The sequence below is a fragment of the Comamonas sp. C24C genome, from assembly GCF_053345995.1.
Genome location: NZ_JBKFBC010000010.1, coordinates 204,441 through 224,292 on the forward strand (window position 1 = coordinate 204,441; position 19,852 = coordinate 224,292).

Sequence of the window (19,852 nt, forward strand, 5' to 3'; positions counted from 1 at the left end):
GGCACCGCCTATTTCAGCAGCGGCCTGAGCTTGGGCCAGACATTGGCCAGCATCTGGGGCTGGGCCTGGGCATTGGGGTGAATGCGGTCGCTCTGAAACCACTGCTCGGCATCCGCTGCATCGCCGATTCCCGACAGCAGAAACGGCACCAGCGGCAGCTTTTGCGCATCGGCAACCTTCTTGAACATGCCGGCGAACTGCTCGGTGTAGGTTGCTCCATAGTTGGGAGGCACCTGCATCCCCACCAGCAGCACCTGGGCTCCGGCTTCCTTGGCGGCCTTGATCATGACTTCCAGATTCTGCTGCGTGCTCTGCAGCGCCAGGCCGCGCAATGCGTCGTTGCCGCCCAACTCCAGAATCACGATGCCGGGTTCATGCTGCCTGAGCAGCGACGCCAGGCGCGCTCTGCCGCCAGCCGTGGTCTCGCCGCTGATGCTGGCATTGACCACCTTGCGCGGGTTTTTTTCATCATTAATGCGCAGCTGCAGCAACTGAACCCAGCCCTTGCCGCGCGTCAGTCCGTACTCGGCGCTCAGCGAATCGCCCAGCACCAGCACCGGGCCGGATTTAGCTCCGGGTGCGGCCGCCGCTGCAATGCAGCAAGCCCCCGAAGTGGCGAGCGTCAGAGCAACAGCGATACAGTGACGACGCTGCAGTGCAAACTGCGGGCTGCGATCCTTGACGTTTTTGCTATCCAATTGATTCATGTCCACAACTCTTGCCATTCCTTTGATTGCCGTTGAGCAACTATCCAAATCGGTGAGCGATTCCACAGGCGTGCTGGATATTTTGCGGGATATCAATCTGAGTTTCACGGCCGGTGAAACCGTTGCCATTGTGGGTGCCTCGGGCTCGGGTAAAAGCACTTTGCTGTCGATTCTGGCCGGCCTGGATACCCCCAGTCACGGCACGGTCCGGCTGCTGGGCCAGGATTTGTTTGCACTCAGCGAGGACGACAGGGCGGCGGTGCGGGCTCAGAAGATGGGTTTTGTCTTCCAGAGCTTTCAGTTGCTGGGCAATCTCACGGCGCTGGAGAACGTCATGCTGCCGCTGGAGCTGGCGGGGCAGCGCGATGCGAGGGCGCGCGCCGCGCAGATGCTGGAGCGCGTGGGCCTGGGTCAGCGCCTCAATCACTATCCCAGGCTGATGTCGGGCGGCGAGCAGCAGCGCGTGGCGCTGGCGCGTGCCTTTGTGGTGGAGCCAGCCGTGCTGCTGGCCGACGAGCCCACGGGCAGCCTGGACTTCGCCACGGGCCAGACCATCATGGAGCTGATGTTTGCGCTCAACCGCGAGCGCGGCACGACACTGATCCTGGTCACGCATGACCGCGAGATAGCGGCGCAATGTGAGCGCAGCATCACCATCGAGGCCGGCCGCGCGGTCTAGGAAGCAAAAAGGCCTGTGTGATCACAGGCCTTCTTTCATCTGGCGCTTATCGGAAAAGCGCTCGCAGCTGTCAAATCAATCGCTTTCGAGAAGCAGGCCTCAGATGCGTGCCACTTCCAGTCCGGCCTTGCGTTCGGCGGCGCGGCAGGCGGCGGCGGTGAACAGCACATCGGTCGAGGAGTTGAGAGCCGTCTCGGTAGAGTCCTGAATCACGCCGATGACATAGCCCACGCCAACCACCTGCATGGCCACATCGTTGGGAATGTTGAACAGGCTGCAGGCCAGCGGAATCAGCAGCAGCGAGCCGCCGGGAACGCCCGATGCGCCGCAGGCGCAGACCGCAGAGACCACGCACAGCAGGATGGCCGTCGGGATGTCCACCGGGATATGGAGCGTATGGGCGGCGGCCAGCGTCAGCACGCTGATGGTGACGGCCGCGCCGGCCATATTGATGGTGGCGCCCAGCGGAATGGAGATGCTGTAGGTGTTCTCGTCGAGCTTGAGCTTCTGGGCCAGGGCCAGGTTGACGGGAATGTTGGCGCCGGAGCTGCGCGTGAAGAAGGCGGTTACCGCACTCTCGCGCAGGCAGGTCAGCACCAGCGGGTAGGGGTTGCGGCGAGTCTGCGTCCAGACAATGGCGGGGTTGACCACCAGTGCCACGAACACCATGCAGCCGACCAGTACGGCCAGCAGATGGGCGTAGTCCTTGAGTGCATCCAGCCCGCCCGAGGAGAAGGTGGCGACCACCAGACCGAAGATGCCGAAGGGGGCCAGGCGGATCACGCCCTGAATCACGCGGGTGATGGCATGGCCGAAGTCCTCCACCATGGTGCGGGTGCCGGGGCTGGCGTGGCGCAGCGCAATCCCCAGGGCGATGGCCCAGGCCAGAATGCCGATGTAGTTGGCATTCAGCAAGGCATTGACGGGGTTGTCGAACAGGCTCTGGACCACGGTGCTCAGCACCTGGCTGATCTCGCCGGGCACGCTCTGGACTTTGGGCGCTTCACGAAAGTGAATCACCGAGGGGAAGATGGCGCTGGCTGCCACGGCCACGCAGGCCGCCGCCAGCGTGCCGATGACGTAGAGCCAGAGCACGGGCTTGATCTGCGTTTCCTGGCCCGGACGGTGGCTGCTGATGGCCGCCATGACCAGCAGCAGGACCAGCACCGGGGCCACGGCCTTGAGGGCGGCAATGAACAGGCTGCCCAGCAAGGATGCGGGCTGGGCGGCAGCCGGGAACAGCCAGGCCACCAGGCCGCCCAGAATCAGGGCAATCACAATCTGCAGCACCAGGCTGGTGCGGTTGAACCAATCGAGCAAGGCTTTGAGCATGCAGGGTATTCGTTAGGGGGATTGGAAGGGGATGCAAACGCGCCACTCTCGTCATGCCGGGCATGAAGAGATCCTGTGCGCGAATGCAGGGGGAGCTGCAGGGCAAGCCTGCTGCCAGTCGCTCTGGGCGGCTACGCGGCTTCATGTAAAGACTTGCACTCGGCAAAAGCCATGTCGGTTCTGCCTGATGAATGGGGGACCGCCCGTTGGGGGCGCAGTGTAGCGGCAATGAAAAACCTCAGCTGCCAGCCCAGACATGGCCCTGCGAGTCCCAGGTCTGCCACAAACGCCGGGATAATACGGCCCCATGTCGTCCCCCAAAGTTCTTTTCGGCTTTCACGCCGTCGGCGTGCGTCTGAAGACCGCCCCTCAATCCATCATCGAAGTCTATTTCGAGGCTTCGCGCCGCGATGCGCGCATGCGCCAGTTTCTGGAGCGCGCCAAGGAGGCCGGGGTGCGTCTGATCGAGGCCGATGCCCTGCGCATTGCCAAGCTCGTCGGCTCGCACGGTCACCAGGGTGTGGCAGCACGTGTGGAAGAGGTCAAGGACACACGTACGCTCGACGAGCTGCTCGATGACCTGGAAGATGAAGGCGTGAAGGCACCGCTGCTGCTGGTGCTCGACGGCGTGACCGATCCTCACAATCTGGGCGCCTGCCTGCGTGTGGCCGATGGTGCAGGCGTGCACGCCGTGATCGCTCCCAAGGACCATGCGGCCGGCATCAACGCCACCGTGGCCAAGGTGGCCAGCGGTGCGGCCGAGACCGTGCCCTACTTCATGGTCACCAATCTGGCGCGCACGCTCAAGGAACTCAAGGAGCGCGGCGTCTGGATCATCGGCACCAGCGGCGATGCCGACAAGCATCTCTACCAGATGGATCTGACCGGTCCGACGGCGCTGGTGCTCGGGGCCGAGGGCGATGGCATGCGCCAGCTGACCCGCAAGACCTGCGACGCGCTGGTCAGCATCCCCATGCAAGGTGCGGTGGAAAGCCTGAATGTGTCCGTTGCCAGTGGTGTGTGCCTGTATGAGGCATTGCGCCAGCGTCTGGCAGTAGCCGTGGCGATCAAAGCCTGAGCAGGCTAGCCAGGCCGCTGAAAGCGAAAGCAAGGCGCGACTGCGAGAGCGGTGACGCCTTTTTTGTGGGCGGCCGAACCGTTCTCAGGCGGCCGGCAGATCGGCCGGGGTCGTGCAGCCCGGGTGCAGCATGCGCTGTACGGTGCGTGCCAGCTCGCCAATATCCATGGGCTTGCTCAGCACCACATAGCGGCATTCCCGGGCCTGCGGCAGTTCGGCCTCTTCGCTGCTGGTCATGAGGACGAGCGGAATGAGAATCTGCTTGCGGGCCAGCTCCTGCTGCATGTTCGCGATGCTCAAAGGAGCCGGGAACTCATCGGCGGCAATGATGAGGTCCACCTTCATGCCGCTGTTGATATAGCGCAGCGCGACTTCGGGCAGGTAGGCGGTCACGACCTGGTAGTCCAGTCCGTACAGCACCTGGGCCATGGCATTGCGCGCGGCCAGGTCCGGCTCGATGAGCAAGATCGTTTCCTGCCGGCCTGCCGGGGTAGCCGCTTGCGGGACCTGCGCAGCAGCAGGCTGTGCACGCGGGAAGTACAGGCTCACGATGGTGCCCAGGCCCTGGGTGCTTTCGACTTCGATCAGGCCCTGGACATGGTCCATGAAGTTCTTGACCATGGGCAGGCCCAGGCCCGCGCCCTTGCCCTCGGGTTTGGTGGTGAAGAACATGTCGAAGATGCGGGCCTTGATTTCTTCGCTCATGCCCATGCCGTTGTCTGCCACGCTGACCATGACATAGTCGCCCGCATGGCCGGCACGTTTGAGCAGCACGTTCTCTGCGGTCAGCGTGATCTGGCCGTGTTCTTCGGTGGCATCGCGCGCATTGATGCAGAGATTGATCAGCGAGTTCTCGAAATACAGCTTGTCCACGCTGATGGGCCAGATGCTGGATGCCATGTGCAGCTGCAGTTCGGCGTTCTGGCCGACGGCCTTGCTCAGCAGAGGCTCCAGATCCTGCACCAGCGCACGGGGGTCGGCAGCGGCCAGCTGCATGGATTTGCGGCTGCTGAAGCCGGTCAGATGCGATGCCAGGCTGCCCGCTTTCTGAATCGTGTTGAGGATCACGTCCACATGCTCGAGCTGCTCGGGCTCGCCCAGTTGCTTTTCCAGCATGCCGGCATGCAGGCCGGTGATGAAAAGCAGGTTCTTCATGTCGTGCGCGACACCGGCAGACAGCTGGTTCACCATGCCCATTTTCTGGGCCTGGGCGAGGTAGGTTTCAGCCTGATCCAGAGCCTGCTGTTTGAGCCTCAACTGGTGGCTCAGCGTGGTGATTTGGTCGCGCAGCTGGTTCTCGGACTGCCGGATGCTGTCTATGCCCAGATTGGCGCCGACCCAGTAGAGAATCCTGCCCTGCGCATTCTTGACCGGAGACAGCGAAGAAAAAAACCAGTGGAACTGGCCGTCATGGCGCTTGATGCGCAGCCGGTATCCCGTCGGCTTTTCGGTGATCAGGGCACGCGACAGCCCGGTGTTGACGGCGGCCAGATCGTCGGGGTGCACGATGTCGATCCAGATGCCTTCGCGCAGGCTCAGCGGGCGTACCTCCCGGTAGGCATACTCTTGCAGGGCCTGGTTGAACCAGGTCACTTCTCCATGGGGGGTTGCCATCCAGATCTGATAGGGCAGGTGATCCAGAAAGGCCTCGAAGCGGTTGACATGGCCCAGCCCGAGTTCGTCATCGGGCTCGGGCGATGCGGTCTCCGCCTGCAATACATAGCACTGCACCGAAAATATCGTTTCATCATCGGGAATCGGTGAGAAATGCCAGAGCCCGGCGTGACCGGGCAGGTGGGTCGTGGTTTCCCGGCCTGTTTCCATGCACTGGCCGACAGCCCGCCGGGCCGACTCGAACATCGCCAGCCCCCGCGTGGTGGAGGATTGACTGCCGGCTTGCAGAAGCCGCTGCATTGCGGGGTTGGCAAAGCGAAGTTCCAGCGTTCTGGCATCGACAAGAGCCCATGCCAATGCTGCAGGCATCATGGCTTGCTGAAGTGCGAACAATCGGCCCGACTCGTTCATGTGCTGGTGTGGTGCAATATCCGGCAGGGCAAACGCTCTGCACAGTGATTCAAGTATTCCACGTTGCAACTTGATTTTTGGGGTCATTGCCTTGGTTCAAGCACTTATTGACAATTCTTCGGCCTCCCTGGGTGCGATTGCCTGCGTACGTCGCTGGCTGGGCGAGGCGCAGCGGCTGACCGTGCTTACCGGGGCCGGCGTCAGTGCCGAATCGGGAGTGCCCACTTTCAGGGACACGGCAAGCGCTTACTGGTCCCGGTTCAAGCCGGAGGAAATGGCCAGCGAGGCGGGGTATCGCCGCGATCCGGCTCATGTCTGGCGCTGGTACCAGCACCGGCGATCCCTGCTTGCCAAGGTCGCTCCCAACGAGGGGCATCTGGCGCTGGCGCGCTGGGCAAGGCAGCGTCCAGGCCAGATGACGCTCATCACGCAGAACGTGGATGGGCTGCACCAGCAGGCGGGCAGCGAAGATGTGCTGAGTCTGCATGGCGAGCTGAGCAGGAATCGCTGGCTGAATCGCCGCTGTGCGTCATGCGATCTCGAACATGCTGTCCCTGGCGAGCCGCCGCATTGTGCTGCCTGCGGCAATTTGCTGCGGCCTGCGGTCGTCTGGTTCGGCGAATCGCTGCCCAGCCAGACCTGGGCCAGGGCAGAGCAGGCGGCAGAGCAATGTCAGCTGATGCTGGTGATCGGCACGTCGGGCGCCGTTTACCCGGCCGCAGGTCTGGCCAAGATCGCCAGGCGCAACCGGGCCCGCGTGGTCATTGTCAACCCGCATGCCAGCGAGCTGGACTCGGTGGCCGATCAGATGATCGCCATGCCGTCGGCGCAGGCGCTGCCCTTGCTGCTGGCAAGTCCCGGGGATGGCTCGCAGCCGAGACAGCTCTGCTGACTCCTGCCTCTAGACCCAGCCCAGCGCACCCAGCGCCGCACCGGCAGCCAGCAGCCACAGCAGGTGAATCCGGGTGCGCCATACCAGCAGGGTGCACGCAAGGCTCAGCAGCCATAGTTTCCAGTCCTTGCCAGGGCTGCCGCTGGCGCTGCCCAGCAGCCAGCCGGTCGCCAGCAGCAGCCCGATCACCAGCGGAGCCATGCCTTGCTTGAAGGCGCGCACGCCGCGCTTGTCGCGATTGCGCTGGCCCCAGCGCGAAGCCTGCCAGGTCAGCAGCGAGCTGGGCAGCAGAATGCCCACCATGCATACGGCAACACCGAGTGCACCCAGACCCCAGGCCGCAGGGCCGGTGCCGCCACCTGCATTCAGTCCCACGTTCCAGCCCAGCAGGGCGATGAACAGCACGTTGGGGCCGGGGGCTGCCTGGGCAATGGCGATGGAACTTGTGAACTGGGTTTCCGACAGCCAGTGGTTGCCGTCGACCAGATAGCGGTGCATATCGGGCGCGGCGGTGATGGCTCCACCCACGGCCATCAGCGACAGCGTCAGGAAGTAGACAAGCAGATGCAGCCAGTCCACGGTCTGCAGATCGATCACCAGCGTGTTCATGCCAGCCTCCGGTAGGTCAGCACGCAGCCGGTCGCGCCCACCAGCAGCAAGGCCCAGAACAGCGGCAGGCGCAGCACGGCGACCAGCACAAAGGCGGCAATGGCCAGCCCTGCGCAATACCATTTGCCCAGCGGGTGTTTGCGCAGCGTGCCGGCCAGCTTGAGACCCATGCCTGCGACCAGTCCCGCCGCCACGGCACCCATGCCGCGCAGGGCGCCGGCCACGGCCGGGTTGGCCGCGAACTGGGTATAGACCAGGGTGAGGCTGATGACCACCAGCATGGGAAAGGTCAGCATGCCGCACAGCCCCACGAGGGCACCGCGCCAGCCGAAGTAGCGCTCGCCCAGCATGATGGAAAGATTCACCACATTGGGGCCGGGCATGATCTGCGCCACAGCCCAGTCCTCCATGAACTCCTCATTGCTCAGCCATTGGCGCTTTTCGACCAGTTCGCGCTGCACCACGGCCAGCACGCCGCCAAAGCCCTGCAAGGCCAGAAAGGTCAGCGACCAGAATAGTTCGCTCAGATGGGCTGGGCGTGGCCGCTGGGCTTGCGGCAAGGAATGTGGGGCGGGTGCGCTCATTGAAACGGCCTCGGGGCCTCTGGAGAAAGTGATGGCGATCAGCCGTGGATGCTAATGCGGGCGCCTCTGCCCGGATAGCTGCCAGCCATCTCCAGTCGAGAAGGGCGTATCGATCACTGCGATGGCTCCCGTTGCCGGATCGCGACGCCGGCTGTGATCAGAGGTCGCCCAGTATCTGTTCCAGATCTGCGTCGTCGGCATCGGCCTCCAGGCGCAGGCTGCCCTGTATGTGATCCAGATGGCTGAGCATCAGCTGTTCTGCCAGCTCGCCATTGCCCGCGACGATGGCATCGACCACGGCTTCGTGCTCGTCCACCAGGCAGCAGGTGTTGACTGCCGATTCATACAGCGAGATCGTCAGGCAGGTCAGTGTGGACAGTTCACGCATGCTGCGCAGCAGCGCGGAGTTGCCGGCCAGCTCCGCCAGCAGCACATGGAACTCGCCGGACAGGCGCACCGTGGCTCGCTTGTCGGAGTTGGCGCGAGCATCGCGCTCCTGCTTCAGATGGGCCTGCAGACGACGGATCTTGCCATTGTCCATGTGCAGGACGAGGCGGCGCACAATGCCCGGCTCTATCAGCCGGCGTGCTTCGAAGACGTCCAGTGCCTGTTCGATGCTGGGCTTGGCGACAAAGGCTCCGCGCTGCGGGAACAGCTCCACCATCTGGTCGCGAGCCATGCGGGCCAGCACCTCGCGTACGCGAGCCCGGCTGGTGTTGAAGATATTGGCCAGCCGGTCTTCGCCGAGTTTGGTTCCCGGCAGCAGCCGATGCTCATGGATGGCTGTGGCAATGCGGGCGGCCATTTCATCCACGGTAATTTCGGATCGAGATGTATTGCTTCGATTGTTCACTTTTGTAGTGCTTTTTGTCGACATGCTGCTGAATTCTAGTGTCAGACAGCATGCTGGCTTGCATCATCTCGATGAAGGTTATCCCGCAGCCGCGTGTTCAGGGTAGCTGGCTCAGGAGCTGGGTGAGTCCCGGGGGAAGATTCCTGAACTCCTTGCGTGGCGGCTTGGCAAAGCTGCCGGCGCGTGCCGCTGCGGGTGCCAGCGAGACCAGGCTTTGCGCGTGGTTGACGGCGCTGGAGACGCCATCGACGGCTGGCACCGGCAAGCGCTGCTTGATGGAGCGTGCCAGGCCGGCCAGCGGCGCACCGGCAATGATCAGTACATCGGCGCCGTCTTCGCTGACCGCTGCTTCGCACAAGGCTTGCAGGCGTGCTCCATGATCGTCCTGTACGCTGGCAATGTCTCGCAGAGGCTCGTCCAGACAGCGAATGCTGGCCAGCCGGTCTATGAGTCCGTTGCGCTCGACCATGTCTCGGTACCAGGCGGCAATGCGCCTGGAGATGGCAATGATGGAAAAGCGCTTGCCCAGCATGCATGCGCTCATGAGCGCGGACTCCGTCATGCCCAGCACGGGAATGTCCAGGGCCTCGCGCAGGCCTTCGAGACCGGGGTCGCCAAAGGCCGCCAGGATGACGGCGTCATGCCGCGCCGCATGGGTGGCTGCCAGCTCGGCCACGGCATAGGCTGCAATCATGGCCTCGAAGCGCGTCTCGATATAGGCCACGCCCATGGGGGCGGTCAGCATGGTGATTTCCGTCCCCGGAGCAGCGGCCAGCCTGGCTTCTTTCTCTATCAAGCAAGTGACGCTCTCGGAGATATTGGGATTGATGATCAGCAGTTTCATGGTGTGTGCTCCAGCTCAGAAGCGGGGTGCGGGTCGCTTGGGCAGCAAGGTCGGGGCACCACGCTGCAGGAATCGTCCCTGGCCGGCGCGAGCCTGGAATCTCTCTCCGTCCCAGACGATCTGGCCGCCCGACAGGGTCAGGCAGGGCCAGGCCTTGATCAACTGGCCTTCGTAAGGAGTATGGTCCACGTTGTGATGCAGGTCGCGGTTGCGAATGGTTCGCTCGCCCTCCTGCCAGACGATCAGGTCGGCATCGGCACCTATGGCGATGCTGCCCTTGCGCGGATGCAGTCCATAGACCTTGGCCGGGTTGGTGGAGGTCAGCTCCACGAAGCGGTTGAGCGTCATGCGTCCCGCCAGCACGCCATGGGTGTAGAGCAGGGACAAGCGGGTCTCGATGCCCGGGATGCCGTTTGGAATATGGCTGAAGGACACTTCCTGGCCACCCGGCTTTTTGCCTTCCGGGGCGTCGTAGTTGAATGGCGCATGGTCGGATGAGAACACGGTGAAGAGCCCGTCGTTGAGACCGTTCCAGATGACCTCCTGGTTGGCCTTGTCGCGTGGCGGCGGGCTGCAGACGCACTTTGCGCCTTGGTAGCTGTCGTCCAGGCCCAGGTCTTCTGCGCTCAGGAACAGGTATTGAGGGCAGGTCTCGGCCATGATGTTCATGCCGTGGGAGCGCGCCCAGCGGATCTGCTCGACAGCCTCGCGGCCCGAGACATGGACGATGAGGATGGGCACATCGGCAAGCTCCGACAGCGCGATGGCGCGGTGCGTGGCCTCGCGCTCCACCAGCATGGGGCGAGAGACTGCGTGATAGCGAGGGGCGGTGCGGCCGCTGGCTTCCAGGCGCTTGGTCAGCCATTGGATGCAGTCGGCATTCTCGGCATGGATCATGGCCGTGGCATCGTATTTGCGGGCCACGTCCAGGACATCGAGAATCTGACCGTCATCGAGCTTCAGATCGTCATAGGTCATGTAGATCTTGAAGGAGGTATAGCCTTCCCGAATCAGCGCGGGCAACTCGTTTTCCAGTACTTCGGGCGTGGGGTCGCTGACGATCATGTGGAAACCATAGTCCACATAGGCCTTGCCTTCTGCGCGGCGATGGTAATCGGCCACGGCAGCGCGCAAGGACTGGCCTTTGGCCTGGGCGGCGAAGGGAATGATCGTGGTGGTGCCGCCGCAGGCTGCCGCACGCGTGCCGCTTTCGAAATCGTCTGCCATGCGCACTGGCGGCTCCATGGGCTGATCCAGGTGGCAGTGGGCGTCGATGCCGCCCGGTGTGACGACCCGGCCTTGAGCGTCGTATTCGTGAGTGCCGGCGGGCAGCTGCTTGCCCAGTTGGGCGATCTTGCCGTTGCGTATGCCGATGTCGGCTTCAAAGATGTCGCTGGCAGTCGCGACTTGTGCATTGCGCACCACGATATCGAATTCGCAGGGGTTCATGTTCGGGATCGGTTTTACGGTAAGTGTGAGAGGCCAGTTGCAGCTGGCATGACTGTGGCGAGGTTCCAGAGCGACGAGATGTCATCGCTTCCAGCGAGGGGGAGGCTGGTGCCGGGCGGGCAGGAGCGTGCGGCTCCTGCCGTCTTCGGGTCCGAGGTCTATACAGGTACTTTCTTGCTGTAGTCGATCAGCAGGGCCGAGCAGATGAACAAGCCCAGGCCTGCGCCGGTGAACATCATCAGCGCCATGAAGTAGGAACCTGTTGCCTGCACGATCAGCCCCACGATGATGGGCACGCCAATGCCGGCGCAATTGCCGCCAAGGTTCATGACGCCGCCCAGAAAGCCGACGCGATTGCGGGTGCCGATCAGAGAGGGGATGCACCAGAACAGGCCGCACCAGCGCAGGAAGAACAAGGTGATCGACAGCAGGATGACGACCGTGACAGGGTCGGTGATCTGCGAGACGCCATAGATGGCGATGGTGGCGATGATGGATGCAATGCCGAACAGGGTGCGCAGCACGGTGGCCTGGTTGCCACCTTTCTCGCGCCATTTGTCGGCGATCCAGCCGCCGATCATTTCTCCCACGAAGCCGGAAAAGAACATGGCGAAAAGTGCGCCACCCATGGCTTTGATGTCCATGCCGTGCACCTTGGACAGGTAGGTGGGCATCCAGGTCAGCAGGCCGTAAAAGAGCGCGTTGAAGCACATCCAGCCAAAGAACATGCCCCACACCGAGCGGTACTTGAAGAAGTCCAGCAGCTTGCCCTTGCTGGTTCCGGCGTCGGCCCTGGCATCTTCGGCATGTGCTGCTTCGATGTGACGGGCTTCGGCCTCGTTCACACCGGAATGCTCGCGAGGGTGATTGCGGATATAGGACCAGGCAAAGTAGCCTGCGATCATCGTGCCGACGCCGGCGACCACGAAGGAGATGCGCCAGGAGCCGAAGAAGGCGATCAGGCTCGCAATGATGATGGCTCCCAGGGCGGCCCCCAGCGGTGCGCCACCGTCAAGCAGCGTGGCGCCGCGACCGCGCTCGTTCTGGGACATCCAGATGCCGTTGAGCTTGCCTCCGGCCGGGTAGATGGGGGCTTCGGCGGCTCCCAGCCCCAGGCGTGTCAGCAGCAGAGAGAACCAGCCCGTGGTGAAGGCGGCGATGGTTTGAAACAGACCCCAGCCCAGGGTGGCGCCGGCGATGACGGAGCGCGGGCCATATTTGTCGGCAAGCATGCCTCCCGGGATCTGCATGAAGGCATAGGTCCAGAAAAACGAACTCAGCAGCAAACCCTGCATGGCAGGACTCAGATCGAATTCCTTGGCAATCATCGGCATGGCCACCGATAGCGAAGCTCGGTCGATGTAGTTGATCGAGATGAGGAACAACATCATCAGGAAGATCTTCCATCGGACTTTGGTCGGAGCTTGCGTGTGCTCCGCTGCGGCTGTGGTCGGGATATGCATCTTCGGGGTCACTCCATCCAGGGTTGGTTGATGTGGTGAAAATTTAAATGTCGACAATGTTGTAAACAATATAGAAAACACCTATTCGACCAAATTGGCGATGAGATATCAGAATTTCTACAGTGCAGCAGACGAAGTGGGATGTATTTTCTGGCGAATTTAAGAAGTGATGCTTTTATTGTTGTTGACAGTATTGTTGACGCTTTGTGGTGAACTGAGAACAATGTGATCCGGCCGCCGAGACGGTCGACCTTTCACGGAGAAACACAAGAGATGACTGCAACCAAGACATGCCTGGGCGTGCTGACGCCTTCCTCGAATACGGCGCTGGAGCCTCTGACCAGTGCGCTTGCCGCCAGCGCGGGTCGATGCTCGGCACATTTTTCGCGCTTCACGGTGACGGAGATTTCGTTGGCTCAGGCCGCGCTCAATCAGTTTGATGACAGCAGGATTCTTGCGGCCGCAGAGCTGTTGGCGGATGCCAAAGTGGATGTGATCGGCTGGAGTGGTACCGCCGCAGGCTGGCGAGGCTTTGACTGCGATCGGCAGCTATGCGAGCGCATCGAGCAGCGCACGGGCATCAAGGCGACGACGGCCATCCTGGCGCTCAATGAGCTGATGCAAAAGCTTTCCGTCAAGAAGCTGGCCATCGTGAGTCCCTATACCGCGGATGTGCAGCAATGTATCGTCAACAATTACCGCGCAGCCGGCGTGGAGACCACGGCTCACCGGCATCTGAACATTTCAGTCAATCACCGTTTTGCGCTCGTGGAGCCTGAGCAACTGCTGGGGCTGATCGAAGAGGTGATCGAGGAGGGCGCCCCCGATGCGGTGGTGACTTACTGCACGAATCTGCATGCAGCGCAGCTGGCGGATCAGGTGGAGCGGCGCTGGAATGTGCCGCTGCTCGATACTGTCAGCACCACGGTGTGGGGGATGCTGCGTGCGGCAGGACGCAATCCGGCAGATATCAAGGGATGGGGACGCTTGTTTGAAGTGGCGTGACAGCCGGTGGCTCAAGCATGGGCCGCCGGCAGGCGGTGGTGAAAGACGAGTCGAGGATGAGGGCGCCTGGTGATGGAGTGCCTGGGCCTGTGCCTGGCGCCCGAAAGTGATGTCCGAGGAATGGAGAGACTATGAAACTGGTTCGATTTGGAGCTGTCGGCGAGGAAAAGCCCGGCCTGCTGGATGCGCAAGGGGTGTTGCGCGATGCCTCGAGCTGGGTGGCCGACTGGCGCGGCACCGAGCTGCAACCTGAAAAGCTGGCGCAATGGCGCGGCCGGCAAACCGAGGAGCTGCCGGCAGTGTCAGGAGCCCCCCGACTGGGCTGCCCGGTGGCGCAGGTAGGCAAGATCGTCTGCGTGGGCTTGAATTATGCGGACCATGCGGCAGAGGCAGGGGCTGCGCCACCGGCCGAGCCGGTGCTGTTCATGAAGGCGGTCACGGCCATCAGCGGGCCCAACGACGCCATACAGATCGTTCCGGCGGCGACCAAGGTGGACTGGGAGGTGGAGCTGGGTGTGGTCATCGGCAGCCGCGCCACGCGGGTGAGCGAGCAGGCTGCGCTGGGGCATGTGGCAGGCTATGTGCTGGGCAACGATGTGTCCGAGCGTGCCTGGCAGATGGAGCGCGGCGGCACCTGGGACAAGGGCAAAAGCCATGACAGTTTTGCCCCGCTGGGGCCCTGGCTGCTGACGGCCGACGAGGTGGCCGATCCGCACTGCATTGCGCTGTGGCTGGAAGTGAACGGCCAGCGCATGCAAAGCGGCAACACCCGCAATTTCATCTTTGGCGTGCCCAGGGTCATCAGCTACATCAGCCAGTTCATGACCCTGGAGGCAGGCGATGTGATTCTTACCGGAACGCCTGCAGGCGTGGGTCTGGGGCAAAAGCCGCAGCCCGTCTTTCTCAAGCCCGGCGACGTGGTGCGGCTGGGTGCCGACGGGCTGGGCGAGCAGCGTCAGGTCTGCGTGGCCGTGAACTGAGCTGCATTCCTCCTGGAGAGCTGGCTTTCAGAGCATTCCGGGAGACGCCGGATCGGAAGACATGCGCCTTTCTTCGGCCGGCTACGGATGCTGGGCCTGCTTGATGTCGATTCGTCTGGCGGTGATCTTGGCCACGCATTCGAGTTTTTGCAGGTCCTTGGCCGTCAGGCTTTCATCGGCAGCCTGACTGAAGCAGCACAGCGTGCCGTAGACCTTGCCGCTGGCCAGCACGATAGGGGTGCTCAGATGGGCGCCTACGCGAAAAGGCGTTGCCGGCAGCTTGGAAAAGGCCGGATGGGTGGCAGCATCATGAACCAGGCCGGGCAGAATGCCGTCGAGCACGCACTGGCAAAACGACTCTTCCAGAGGGCCACCGCCGCCGGTGGCAATCAATTCCTTGCCGGGGGCCGTATCGACATGCTGGAACATGCGTTGGCCGTTGCGGATCTCGGAGACAAAAATCACCTCCATATGCAGGTGCTGGCGCAGCTCCTGCAGGACCAGGCGCACGTTTTCATCGACCAGTTCGTCGCTTTGATCTGCCGTGGCCAGCAACAATTCGCTGACCTGTACCTCAAGTGCCTCGGGTGCGTAGTCCCAGTTGTGAATCGCCATCTCTCAAACCTCTGCATATCGCGCAAAAACTCGGTCCATTGTGGCCGAGCCAACAGGGTTCTCAAGTTAACAATACGTAAGACTTCAAAGTGAATCCTGGCCGGCTTGAGTCTGGATCAGCGCCAGCACCTGGGCATGCAGCTCGGCGGGTACGGCGATCAGCTCCATATTCAGCACACGGGCCATTTCCTGCAGGGTGGAAAAGCGCGGGTCGACATCGCCGGTTTCCGTGCGTTGCACTGCCATGCGCGACAGACCGGCGCGTTCGGCCAGATCGGCCTGGGTGATACGGGCAGCCTTGCGGGCCTGGGCCAAAGTCGTGATGAGTTCGGAAGTCATGCGTATCAATATACTCTTTGTAGCGCGGTACAAAAGCGTGGCGCCTGCTGGAGGGTGTTTCCCCGGAGCAGGCCGGGCGCCGCAGTCTGCCACGTCACTGCCATACTGCGAGGGCATGGTGGTGATGGTTCACGGAACAACAGGAGTGCGCAATTGGACTGGATAGCAATGCAGCTGAGCCACGAGAGCGTCAAGCTCTGGCTGTCCGTGGGCTGGTCGCTGTATGTCATCGTGGTGGGCATCTGGATCTTGCTGCAGCGCAGCCAGCCGATTGCCACGCTGAGCTGGCTGCTGTCCATGGCGGCGCTGCCCGTGGTGGGCCTGCTGGTCTATTACTACTTCGGCCCGCAACGCATGAAGCGCCAGCGCATCAAGCGGCTGCGCTCGCGAAAGCGCTCGCGAGTGCGCAACAGCATGCAAAAGCTCAGGGAACGCATTCCGGCCCAGCAGGAGCGCCTGCGCCAGGTGGCGCGGCTGGTCGGCATGACCAGCGATTTCCCGGTAAGCACGGCCACCTCCATGCAGTTGCTGGTGGGCGGAGCCGCGACCTTTGATGCGATTGCGGAGGCCGTGAGCGCCGCACGCCACCATGTGCATCTGGAGTACTACATCTACGAGCCCGATCAGACCGGCACGGCCTTGCGTGATTTGCTGGTCGATAAAGCACGCGAAGGTGTGCAGGTGCGTTTGCTGGTGGATGCTCTGGGCTCCAAGAAGCTGGGGCGCAAATTTCTGGAGCCGCTGCTGCAGGCCGGGGCCGAGGTGCTGCGCTTTCACGACGCCAAGATAGGGCGGCGGCTGCGGCCTGTGGTCAACTTCCGCACCCACCGCAAGATTCTGGTCTGCGATGGCAAGGTGGGCTTTACGGGAGGCGTGAACGTCACCGACGAAGAGAACGAGCGCATCTGCGACGATGCCTATCACGACGTGCATCTGCGCGTCGAAGGCGCCGTCGTCAACTGGCTGCAGACGGTGTTTCTCGAGGACTGGGCCTACACCCGCAGCGATGATCCGCACCGCCTGCCCGACGATCTTGATGACCTGCTGCCCGACTGCGAAGACGGCTCCATGCCCATGCAGGTCGTGACTTCGGGGCCTGACGATCAGCTGGACGCCATCTACCGCGCCTATCTGGCGGCCATCAACGCGGCTCAGCAGCGCATCCTGCTGACCACACCGTATTTTGTGCCGACCGAAGGCGCACTGACGGCTCTCACCAATGCAGCGTTGCGCGGTGTGGAGGTCCGCATCCTCGTGCCCAAGAAGTCGGATTCGCTATTGGTGACGGCCGCTGCGCGCTCCTATTTTGACGAGCTGATTCGCTGTGGTGTGCACATCTATGAATATGCGGCCAGCATGTTGCATTCCAAGACGCTGGTGGTCGATGACAACATGGCCATGATTGGCACGGCCAATTTTGACTATCGCAGCTTTTTCCTCAATTACGAGGTCTGCGTGATCGGCTATGGGCCGGAGCTCAATCAGGCCATCGCTGCCCAGTTCGAGGCAGACCTGGGCCAGGCTCGAATGGTGCAATATCGCAGCGAGAAAGGTCTGCGGCGACGGTTGTTCGGCTCCATGGCCCGGCTGACATCGCCGCTGCTGTAATGAGTGAAACCGTGAATCATTGTGTGGACGCTCTGGCGCTGTGGCGCCTGCAGGACTGGCTGCATGCGCATCCGCGCGTGGTGGTCATTGGCGGTGCCGGCTGCAGCACCGAAGTCGGCATCCCCGACTATCGTGACCGCAACGGGCAGTGGAAACGTCCGCAGCCCGTGACCTATCAGGCCTTCATGGGCGATGCGCTGGTGCGTCAGCGCTACTGGGCGCGCTCCATGCTGGGCTGGCGCGTGATGGGCCAGGCGCGGCCCGGTGCCGCCCATCAGGCGCTGGCGCGGCTGGAGCAGCAAGGCCGGCTGGAGTTGCTGATTACCCAGAACGTCGATGGCCTGCATGATGCGGCCGGCAGTCAGAACATCGTGGACCTGCACGGTCGCATCGACACCGTGCGCTGCATGGACTGCGGCCAGCGCTCTGCCCGCGCCGATCTGCAAGTGCGGCTGCTGGCGCTGAACCCGGCCTGGGCCGAACTGTATGCGGCTCCTGCCCCTGATGGCGATGCCGATCTGCAAGGGCAGGACTTCAGCCGCTTTGTCGTGCCGGCCTGCCCGCATTGCGGCACGGGCCTGATCAAGCCCGATGTGGTGTTCTTCGGTGAGACCGTGCCGCGTGAGCGTGTGCAGGCCTGCATGGCTGCCGTCGCCAGGGCCGATGCACTGCTGATCGCCGGCTCTTCGTTGATGGTGTATTCGGGCTACCGCTTTGTGCTGGCAGCGCATGAGCAGGGTAAGTCCGTCGTGGCCATCAATCAGGGGGTGACGCGAGCCGACGCATTGCTGGATTTCAAGCTCGAGGCCGATGTGGGGCAGGTCTTGACGAGCCTGAGCCTCTAGCCGCTCCTGCAAGGGGATCAGCCCGGGGTGATCCGCACCCGATGGGCGTTCGCCCCGGACTCCGTCGTGATCCGCACAGGCAGAAAGCTCTGAATCACCGCGAAGTTGCTCAGTGCGTGGGGCGTCAGCTCCGTGCAGCTGTAGCTGGCGGGCTGCCCGCGCAAATGCACGGCCAGCGCCAGCGGCAGCACCCACTGGTCAGCCAGGTGCGGCCCCAGTGCGCCGTCGCTGCTTTGGTAACGGCGCATTTCCTGCGCAAGCTGGGTGGCCACGGTTTCGGCGGTTACGCCTTTTTCGCCGAATTCGGTAAAGACCTCGGTCACCTGCTCATGCACCAGCGTGCCCAGCAGCGCATTGCCAGGACCCTCGTTCTGGCGCACGCCGGCTTGGCGCAACTGCTCGGGCTGCCAGGCCATGAGGGCGGCCAGCTTGTTGAGTTCGCGCCGGGCAATCGACGAAGGCAGGGCCGGAGCAAGGCAATCCGCATACGCCTCGAGAGCGCTGCCTCGCTCGTTAAGGTCAAAAGGAGTCAGCGCTTCTCGGGCGCCGCCGATCACGGCCTCGAACTCGCCGCCTCCGGCAGGGTAGAAGCCGTGGCGCTGCAGTGTCAGCTGCACAGGCGCGCCAAGGCGGCGCAGCAGCGGCGCATAGCTGCGCTCCAGGAAATGGAAGGGCGGAGCCATGGGATTGTGCGTGCCGCCTCTGAGCTGGACACGGCTTTCGCCAGCAGCCAGCATCAGCGCGGGCCACACCGTCTGCAGCACCAGGGTGCAGCTTCCGGCCGAGCCCACATTGAACGCATAGCTGCCGCAGCGCACGGTGCCGGGCGTGAACTGCAGTGCCTGCGAATTGAGCTCTGCACCTTCCACCCGGGCGCTGCTGATTTCGCTGGCTGCGTGAACGCAGGTCAGGTGCTGGCGCATCAGCCCGGGCTTGGAGCGGCCCGCGCGGATCCGGGTCAAGGCAAAAGCCTGGCCCGTGCACATGGACAGGGCCAAGGCGCTGCGCAGTATCTGGCCGCCGCCTTCGCCCTGGGAGCCGTCGATTTCTATCATTGCTCTATTCCTCTTGTTCTTGATTTTTTCTTGATTACTGGGTGCTGAAGCGCGTTACGGCCTCCAGCAAAAACGCATCGGTGGTTTGCACCGTTTCGGCGCTCAATGGCTTGGCCTGCGGCGCATATTGTTCGGCCAGGGCCAGCTCGGTCTGCAGAAACTCCTGTATGCGAGGCCAGGGGGCGCTGGTGGCGGCTTCGCCGGCGCGCATCTTGACCGTCAGCAAGGCATTGAGTTCGCTCAGCAGGTCGGCATCATGCAGCAGCGCTGTCGCCAGCTCGGCAAAGCGCATGGGCGGCACGCCGCCGATATCGCGTATCCAGCGCGCAGCCAGCAGGGGACGCAGCGCGTAAAAGTATTTTTTGTACTTCACGACTTCGCTGTCCGGACGCAGGTGGTTCTTCATGGTCTTGCGGGCCATGGACAGATAGTGGTGATAGCCGCGCACTGGCGAAAAGCTCTGCAGCGCCAGCTTGTGCAGGCGCTCGACCCAGTCTGTCTCACTGCAATAGACCACGGGCGAGCGCAGCCATTCCAGTAGCACCGGGTTGGAAGCCTGCATCAGTTGCAGAGTCTTGCGCAGTTCCCAGCCGCTCACGTCCAGCTCGGCGCTCACAGGCAGCTCGATCACATCGCGGCCCGTGCGGGTGCGCAGATACCAGGGCAGGCGCGGCACATAGACAAAGCGCACGTCATAGTCGCTGTCGGGCGAAGCAAAGCCCCAGCCGCGGCTGCCTGACTCGCAGGCAAACAGCACCTTCACATCGCGCTCACGCTCAAGTGCCTTGAGCTGGGCTTGCACGGCACTGCGCATGGCGCCGGATATCGGGTGTGCGCTCAGCACGCTCTCTTGGGGTTTGAATTCTTGTTCAACGGTTTGCATGATGGTT

20 protein-coding genes are annotated in these 19,852 nt (G+C 62.8%); 7 read left to right on the top strand and 13 right to left on the bottom strand.

Annotation, left to right across the window (positions count from 1 at the left end; all coding sequences use genetic code 11):
• Positions 1-8: 8 nt before the first annotated feature.
• A complete protein-coding gene (locus ACLBXN_RS18585) occupies positions 9-707 on the bottom strand; it encodes an arylesterase (RefSeq protein WP_447613107.1) in 699 nt (232 codons plus the stop codon).
• Between ACLBXN_RS18585 and ACLBXN_RS18590 the strand changes: the two genes are divergently transcribed.
• Positions 706-1,386, top strand: a complete 681-nt coding sequence (locus ACLBXN_RS18590; protein ID WP_029158317.1) for an ABC transporter ATP-binding protein — start codon at positions 706-708, stop codon at positions 1,384-1,386. The two genes, ACLBXN_RS18585 and ACLBXN_RS18590, sit on opposite strands and share 2 nt — an antisense overlap.
• Positions 1,387-1,485: 99 nt before the next feature.
• Here the strand turns inward: ACLBXN_RS18590 and sstT are convergent, their stop codons facing one another.
• Complete coding sequence (gene sstT, locus ACLBXN_RS18595; protein ID WP_407713480.1) at positions 1,486-2,718, bottom strand: serine/threonine transporter SstT; 1,233 nt, start codon at positions 2,716-2,718, stop codon at positions 1,486-1,488.
• Between the two features lie 307 nt (positions 2,719-3,025).
• Between sstT and rlmB the strand changes: the two genes are divergently transcribed.
• Positions 3,026-3,796, top strand: a complete 771-nt coding sequence (gene rlmB, locus ACLBXN_RS18600; protein WP_447613108.1) for a 23S rRNA (guanosine(2251)-2'-O)-methyltransferase RlmB — start codon at positions 3,026-3,028, stop codon at positions 3,794-3,796.
• 84 nt (positions 3,797-3,880) lie between these two features.
• Here rlmB and ACLBXN_RS18605 read toward each other — a convergent pair whose 3' ends face one another.
• Positions 3,881-5,821, bottom strand: coding sequence for an ATP-binding protein (locus tag ACLBXN_RS18605; protein ID WP_447613109.1), 1,941 nt, complete (start codon positions 5,819-5,821; stop codon positions 3,881-3,883).
• A gap of 91 nt (positions 5,822-5,912) precedes the next feature.
• On the opposite strand from ACLBXN_RS18605, the gene ACLBXN_RS18610 reads away from it, so the two are divergent.
• Positions 5,913-6,713 carry an SIR2 family NAD-dependent protein deacylase gene (locus tag ACLBXN_RS18610; protein ID WP_447613110.1) on the top strand — a complete coding sequence of 267 codons (801 nt, stop codon included), beginning with the start codon at positions 5,913-5,915 and terminating at the stop codon, positions 6,711-6,713.
• Between the two features lie 9 nt (positions 6,714-6,722).
• Here ACLBXN_RS18610 and ACLBXN_RS18615 read toward each other — a convergent pair whose 3' ends face one another.
• From ACLBXN_RS18615 to ACLBXN_RS18640, 6 genes are all read right to left on the bottom strand, one after another.
• The gene (locus ACLBXN_RS18615; protein WP_019042193.1) at positions 6,723-7,322 is read right to left on the bottom strand and encodes a chromate transporter; all 600 of its coding nucleotides are present in this window, start codon (positions 7,320-7,322) and stop codon (positions 6,723-6,725) included.
• A complete protein-coding gene (locus tag ACLBXN_RS18620) occupies positions 7,319-7,906 on the bottom strand; it encodes a chromate transporter (RefSeq protein ID WP_211459130.1) in 588 nt (195 codons plus the stop codon). The genes ACLBXN_RS18615 and ACLBXN_RS18620 overlap by 4 nt, the downstream gene beginning before the upstream one ends.
• Positions 7,907-8,063: 157 nt before the next feature.
• On the bottom strand, positions 8,064-8,711 hold the full coding sequence (locus tag ACLBXN_RS18625) for a GntR family transcriptional regulator (RefSeq protein WP_003053771.1): 648 nt from the start codon (positions 8,709-8,711) through the stop codon (positions 8,064-8,066).
• 145 nt (positions 8,712-8,856) lie between these two features.
• Positions 8,857-9,603: an aspartate/glutamate racemase family protein gene (locus ACLBXN_RS18630; RefSeq protein WP_447613111.1), complete on the bottom strand. Its 747-nt coding sequence runs from the start codon at positions 9,601-9,603 to the stop codon at positions 8,857-8,859.
• 15 nt (positions 9,604-9,618) lie between these two features.
• Positions 9,619-11,052 carry a dihydropyrimidinase gene (hydA, locus tag ACLBXN_RS18635; protein ID WP_447613112.1) on the bottom strand — a complete coding sequence of 478 codons (1,434 nt, stop codon included), beginning with the start codon at positions 11,050-11,052 and terminating at the stop codon, positions 9,619-9,621.
• Positions 11,053-11,210: 158 nt separating this feature from the next.
• Positions 11,211-12,515, bottom strand: a complete 1,305-nt coding sequence (locus ACLBXN_RS18640) for an MFS transporter (RefSeq protein ID WP_447613113.1) — start codon at positions 12,513-12,515, stop codon at positions 11,211-11,213.
• Positions 12,516-12,788: 273 nt separating this feature from the next.
• On the opposite strand from ACLBXN_RS18640, the gene ACLBXN_RS18645 reads away from it, so the two are divergent.
• Positions 12,789-13,520: a maleate cis-trans isomerase family protein gene (locus ACLBXN_RS18645; protein WP_447613114.1), complete on the top strand. Its 732-nt coding sequence runs from the start codon at positions 12,789-12,791 to the stop codon at positions 13,518-13,520.
• A 131-nt stretch (positions 13,521-13,651) separates the two neighbouring features.
• Positions 13,652-14,500 carry a fumarylacetoacetate hydrolase family protein gene (locus tag ACLBXN_RS18650; RefSeq protein WP_211459123.1) on the top strand — a complete coding sequence of 283 codons (849 nt, stop codon included), beginning with the start codon at positions 13,652-13,654 and terminating at the stop codon, positions 14,498-14,500.
• Positions 14,501-14,581: 81 nt separating this feature from the next.
• Here ACLBXN_RS18650 and ACLBXN_RS18655 read toward each other — a convergent pair whose 3' ends face one another.
• A complete protein-coding gene (locus ACLBXN_RS18655; protein ID WP_043005251.1) occupies positions 14,582-15,115 on the bottom strand; it encodes a GAF domain-containing protein in 534 nt (177 codons plus the stop codon).
• An 84-nt stretch (positions 15,116-15,199) separates the two neighbouring features.
• A complete protein-coding gene (locus ACLBXN_RS18660; RefSeq protein ID WP_003053782.1) occupies positions 15,200-15,454 on the bottom strand; it encodes a helix-turn-helix transcriptional regulator in 255 nt (84 codons plus the stop codon).
• 168 nt (positions 15,455-15,622) lie between these two features.
• On the opposite strand from ACLBXN_RS18660, the gene cls reads away from it, so the two are divergent.
• Both cls and ACLBXN_RS18670 read left to right on the top strand, forming a co-directional pair.
• Positions 15,623-17,062 carry a cardiolipin synthase gene (gene cls / locus ACLBXN_RS18665; protein WP_447613134.1) on the top strand — a complete coding sequence of 480 codons (1,440 nt, stop codon included), beginning with the start codon at positions 15,623-15,625 and terminating at the stop codon, positions 17,060-17,062.
• Positions 17,062-17,907, top strand: a complete 846-nt coding sequence (locus tag ACLBXN_RS18670; protein WP_211459119.1) for an NAD-dependent protein deacetylase — start codon at positions 17,062-17,064, stop codon at positions 17,905-17,907. The genes cls and ACLBXN_RS18670 overlap by 1 nt, the downstream gene beginning before the upstream one ends.
• Before the next feature lie 17 nt (positions 17,908-17,924).
• Here the strand turns inward: ACLBXN_RS18670 and rtcA are convergent, their stop codons facing one another.
• Together rtcA and ACLBXN_RS18680 are read right to left on the bottom strand one after the other, a co-directional pair.
• Positions 17,925-18,962 carry an RNA 3'-terminal phosphate cyclase gene (gene rtcA / locus ACLBXN_RS18675; protein WP_447613115.1) on the bottom strand — a complete coding sequence of 346 codons (1,038 nt, stop codon included), beginning with the start codon at positions 18,960-18,962 and terminating at the stop codon, positions 17,925-17,927.
• Positions 18,963-18,996: 34 nt separating this feature from the next.
• On the bottom strand, positions 18,997-19,845 hold the full coding sequence (locus tag ACLBXN_RS18680) for a nucleotidyltransferase domain-containing protein (protein WP_447613116.1): 849 nt from the start codon (positions 19,843-19,845) through the stop codon (positions 18,997-18,999).
• Positions 19,846-19,852 lie beyond the last annotated feature (7 nt).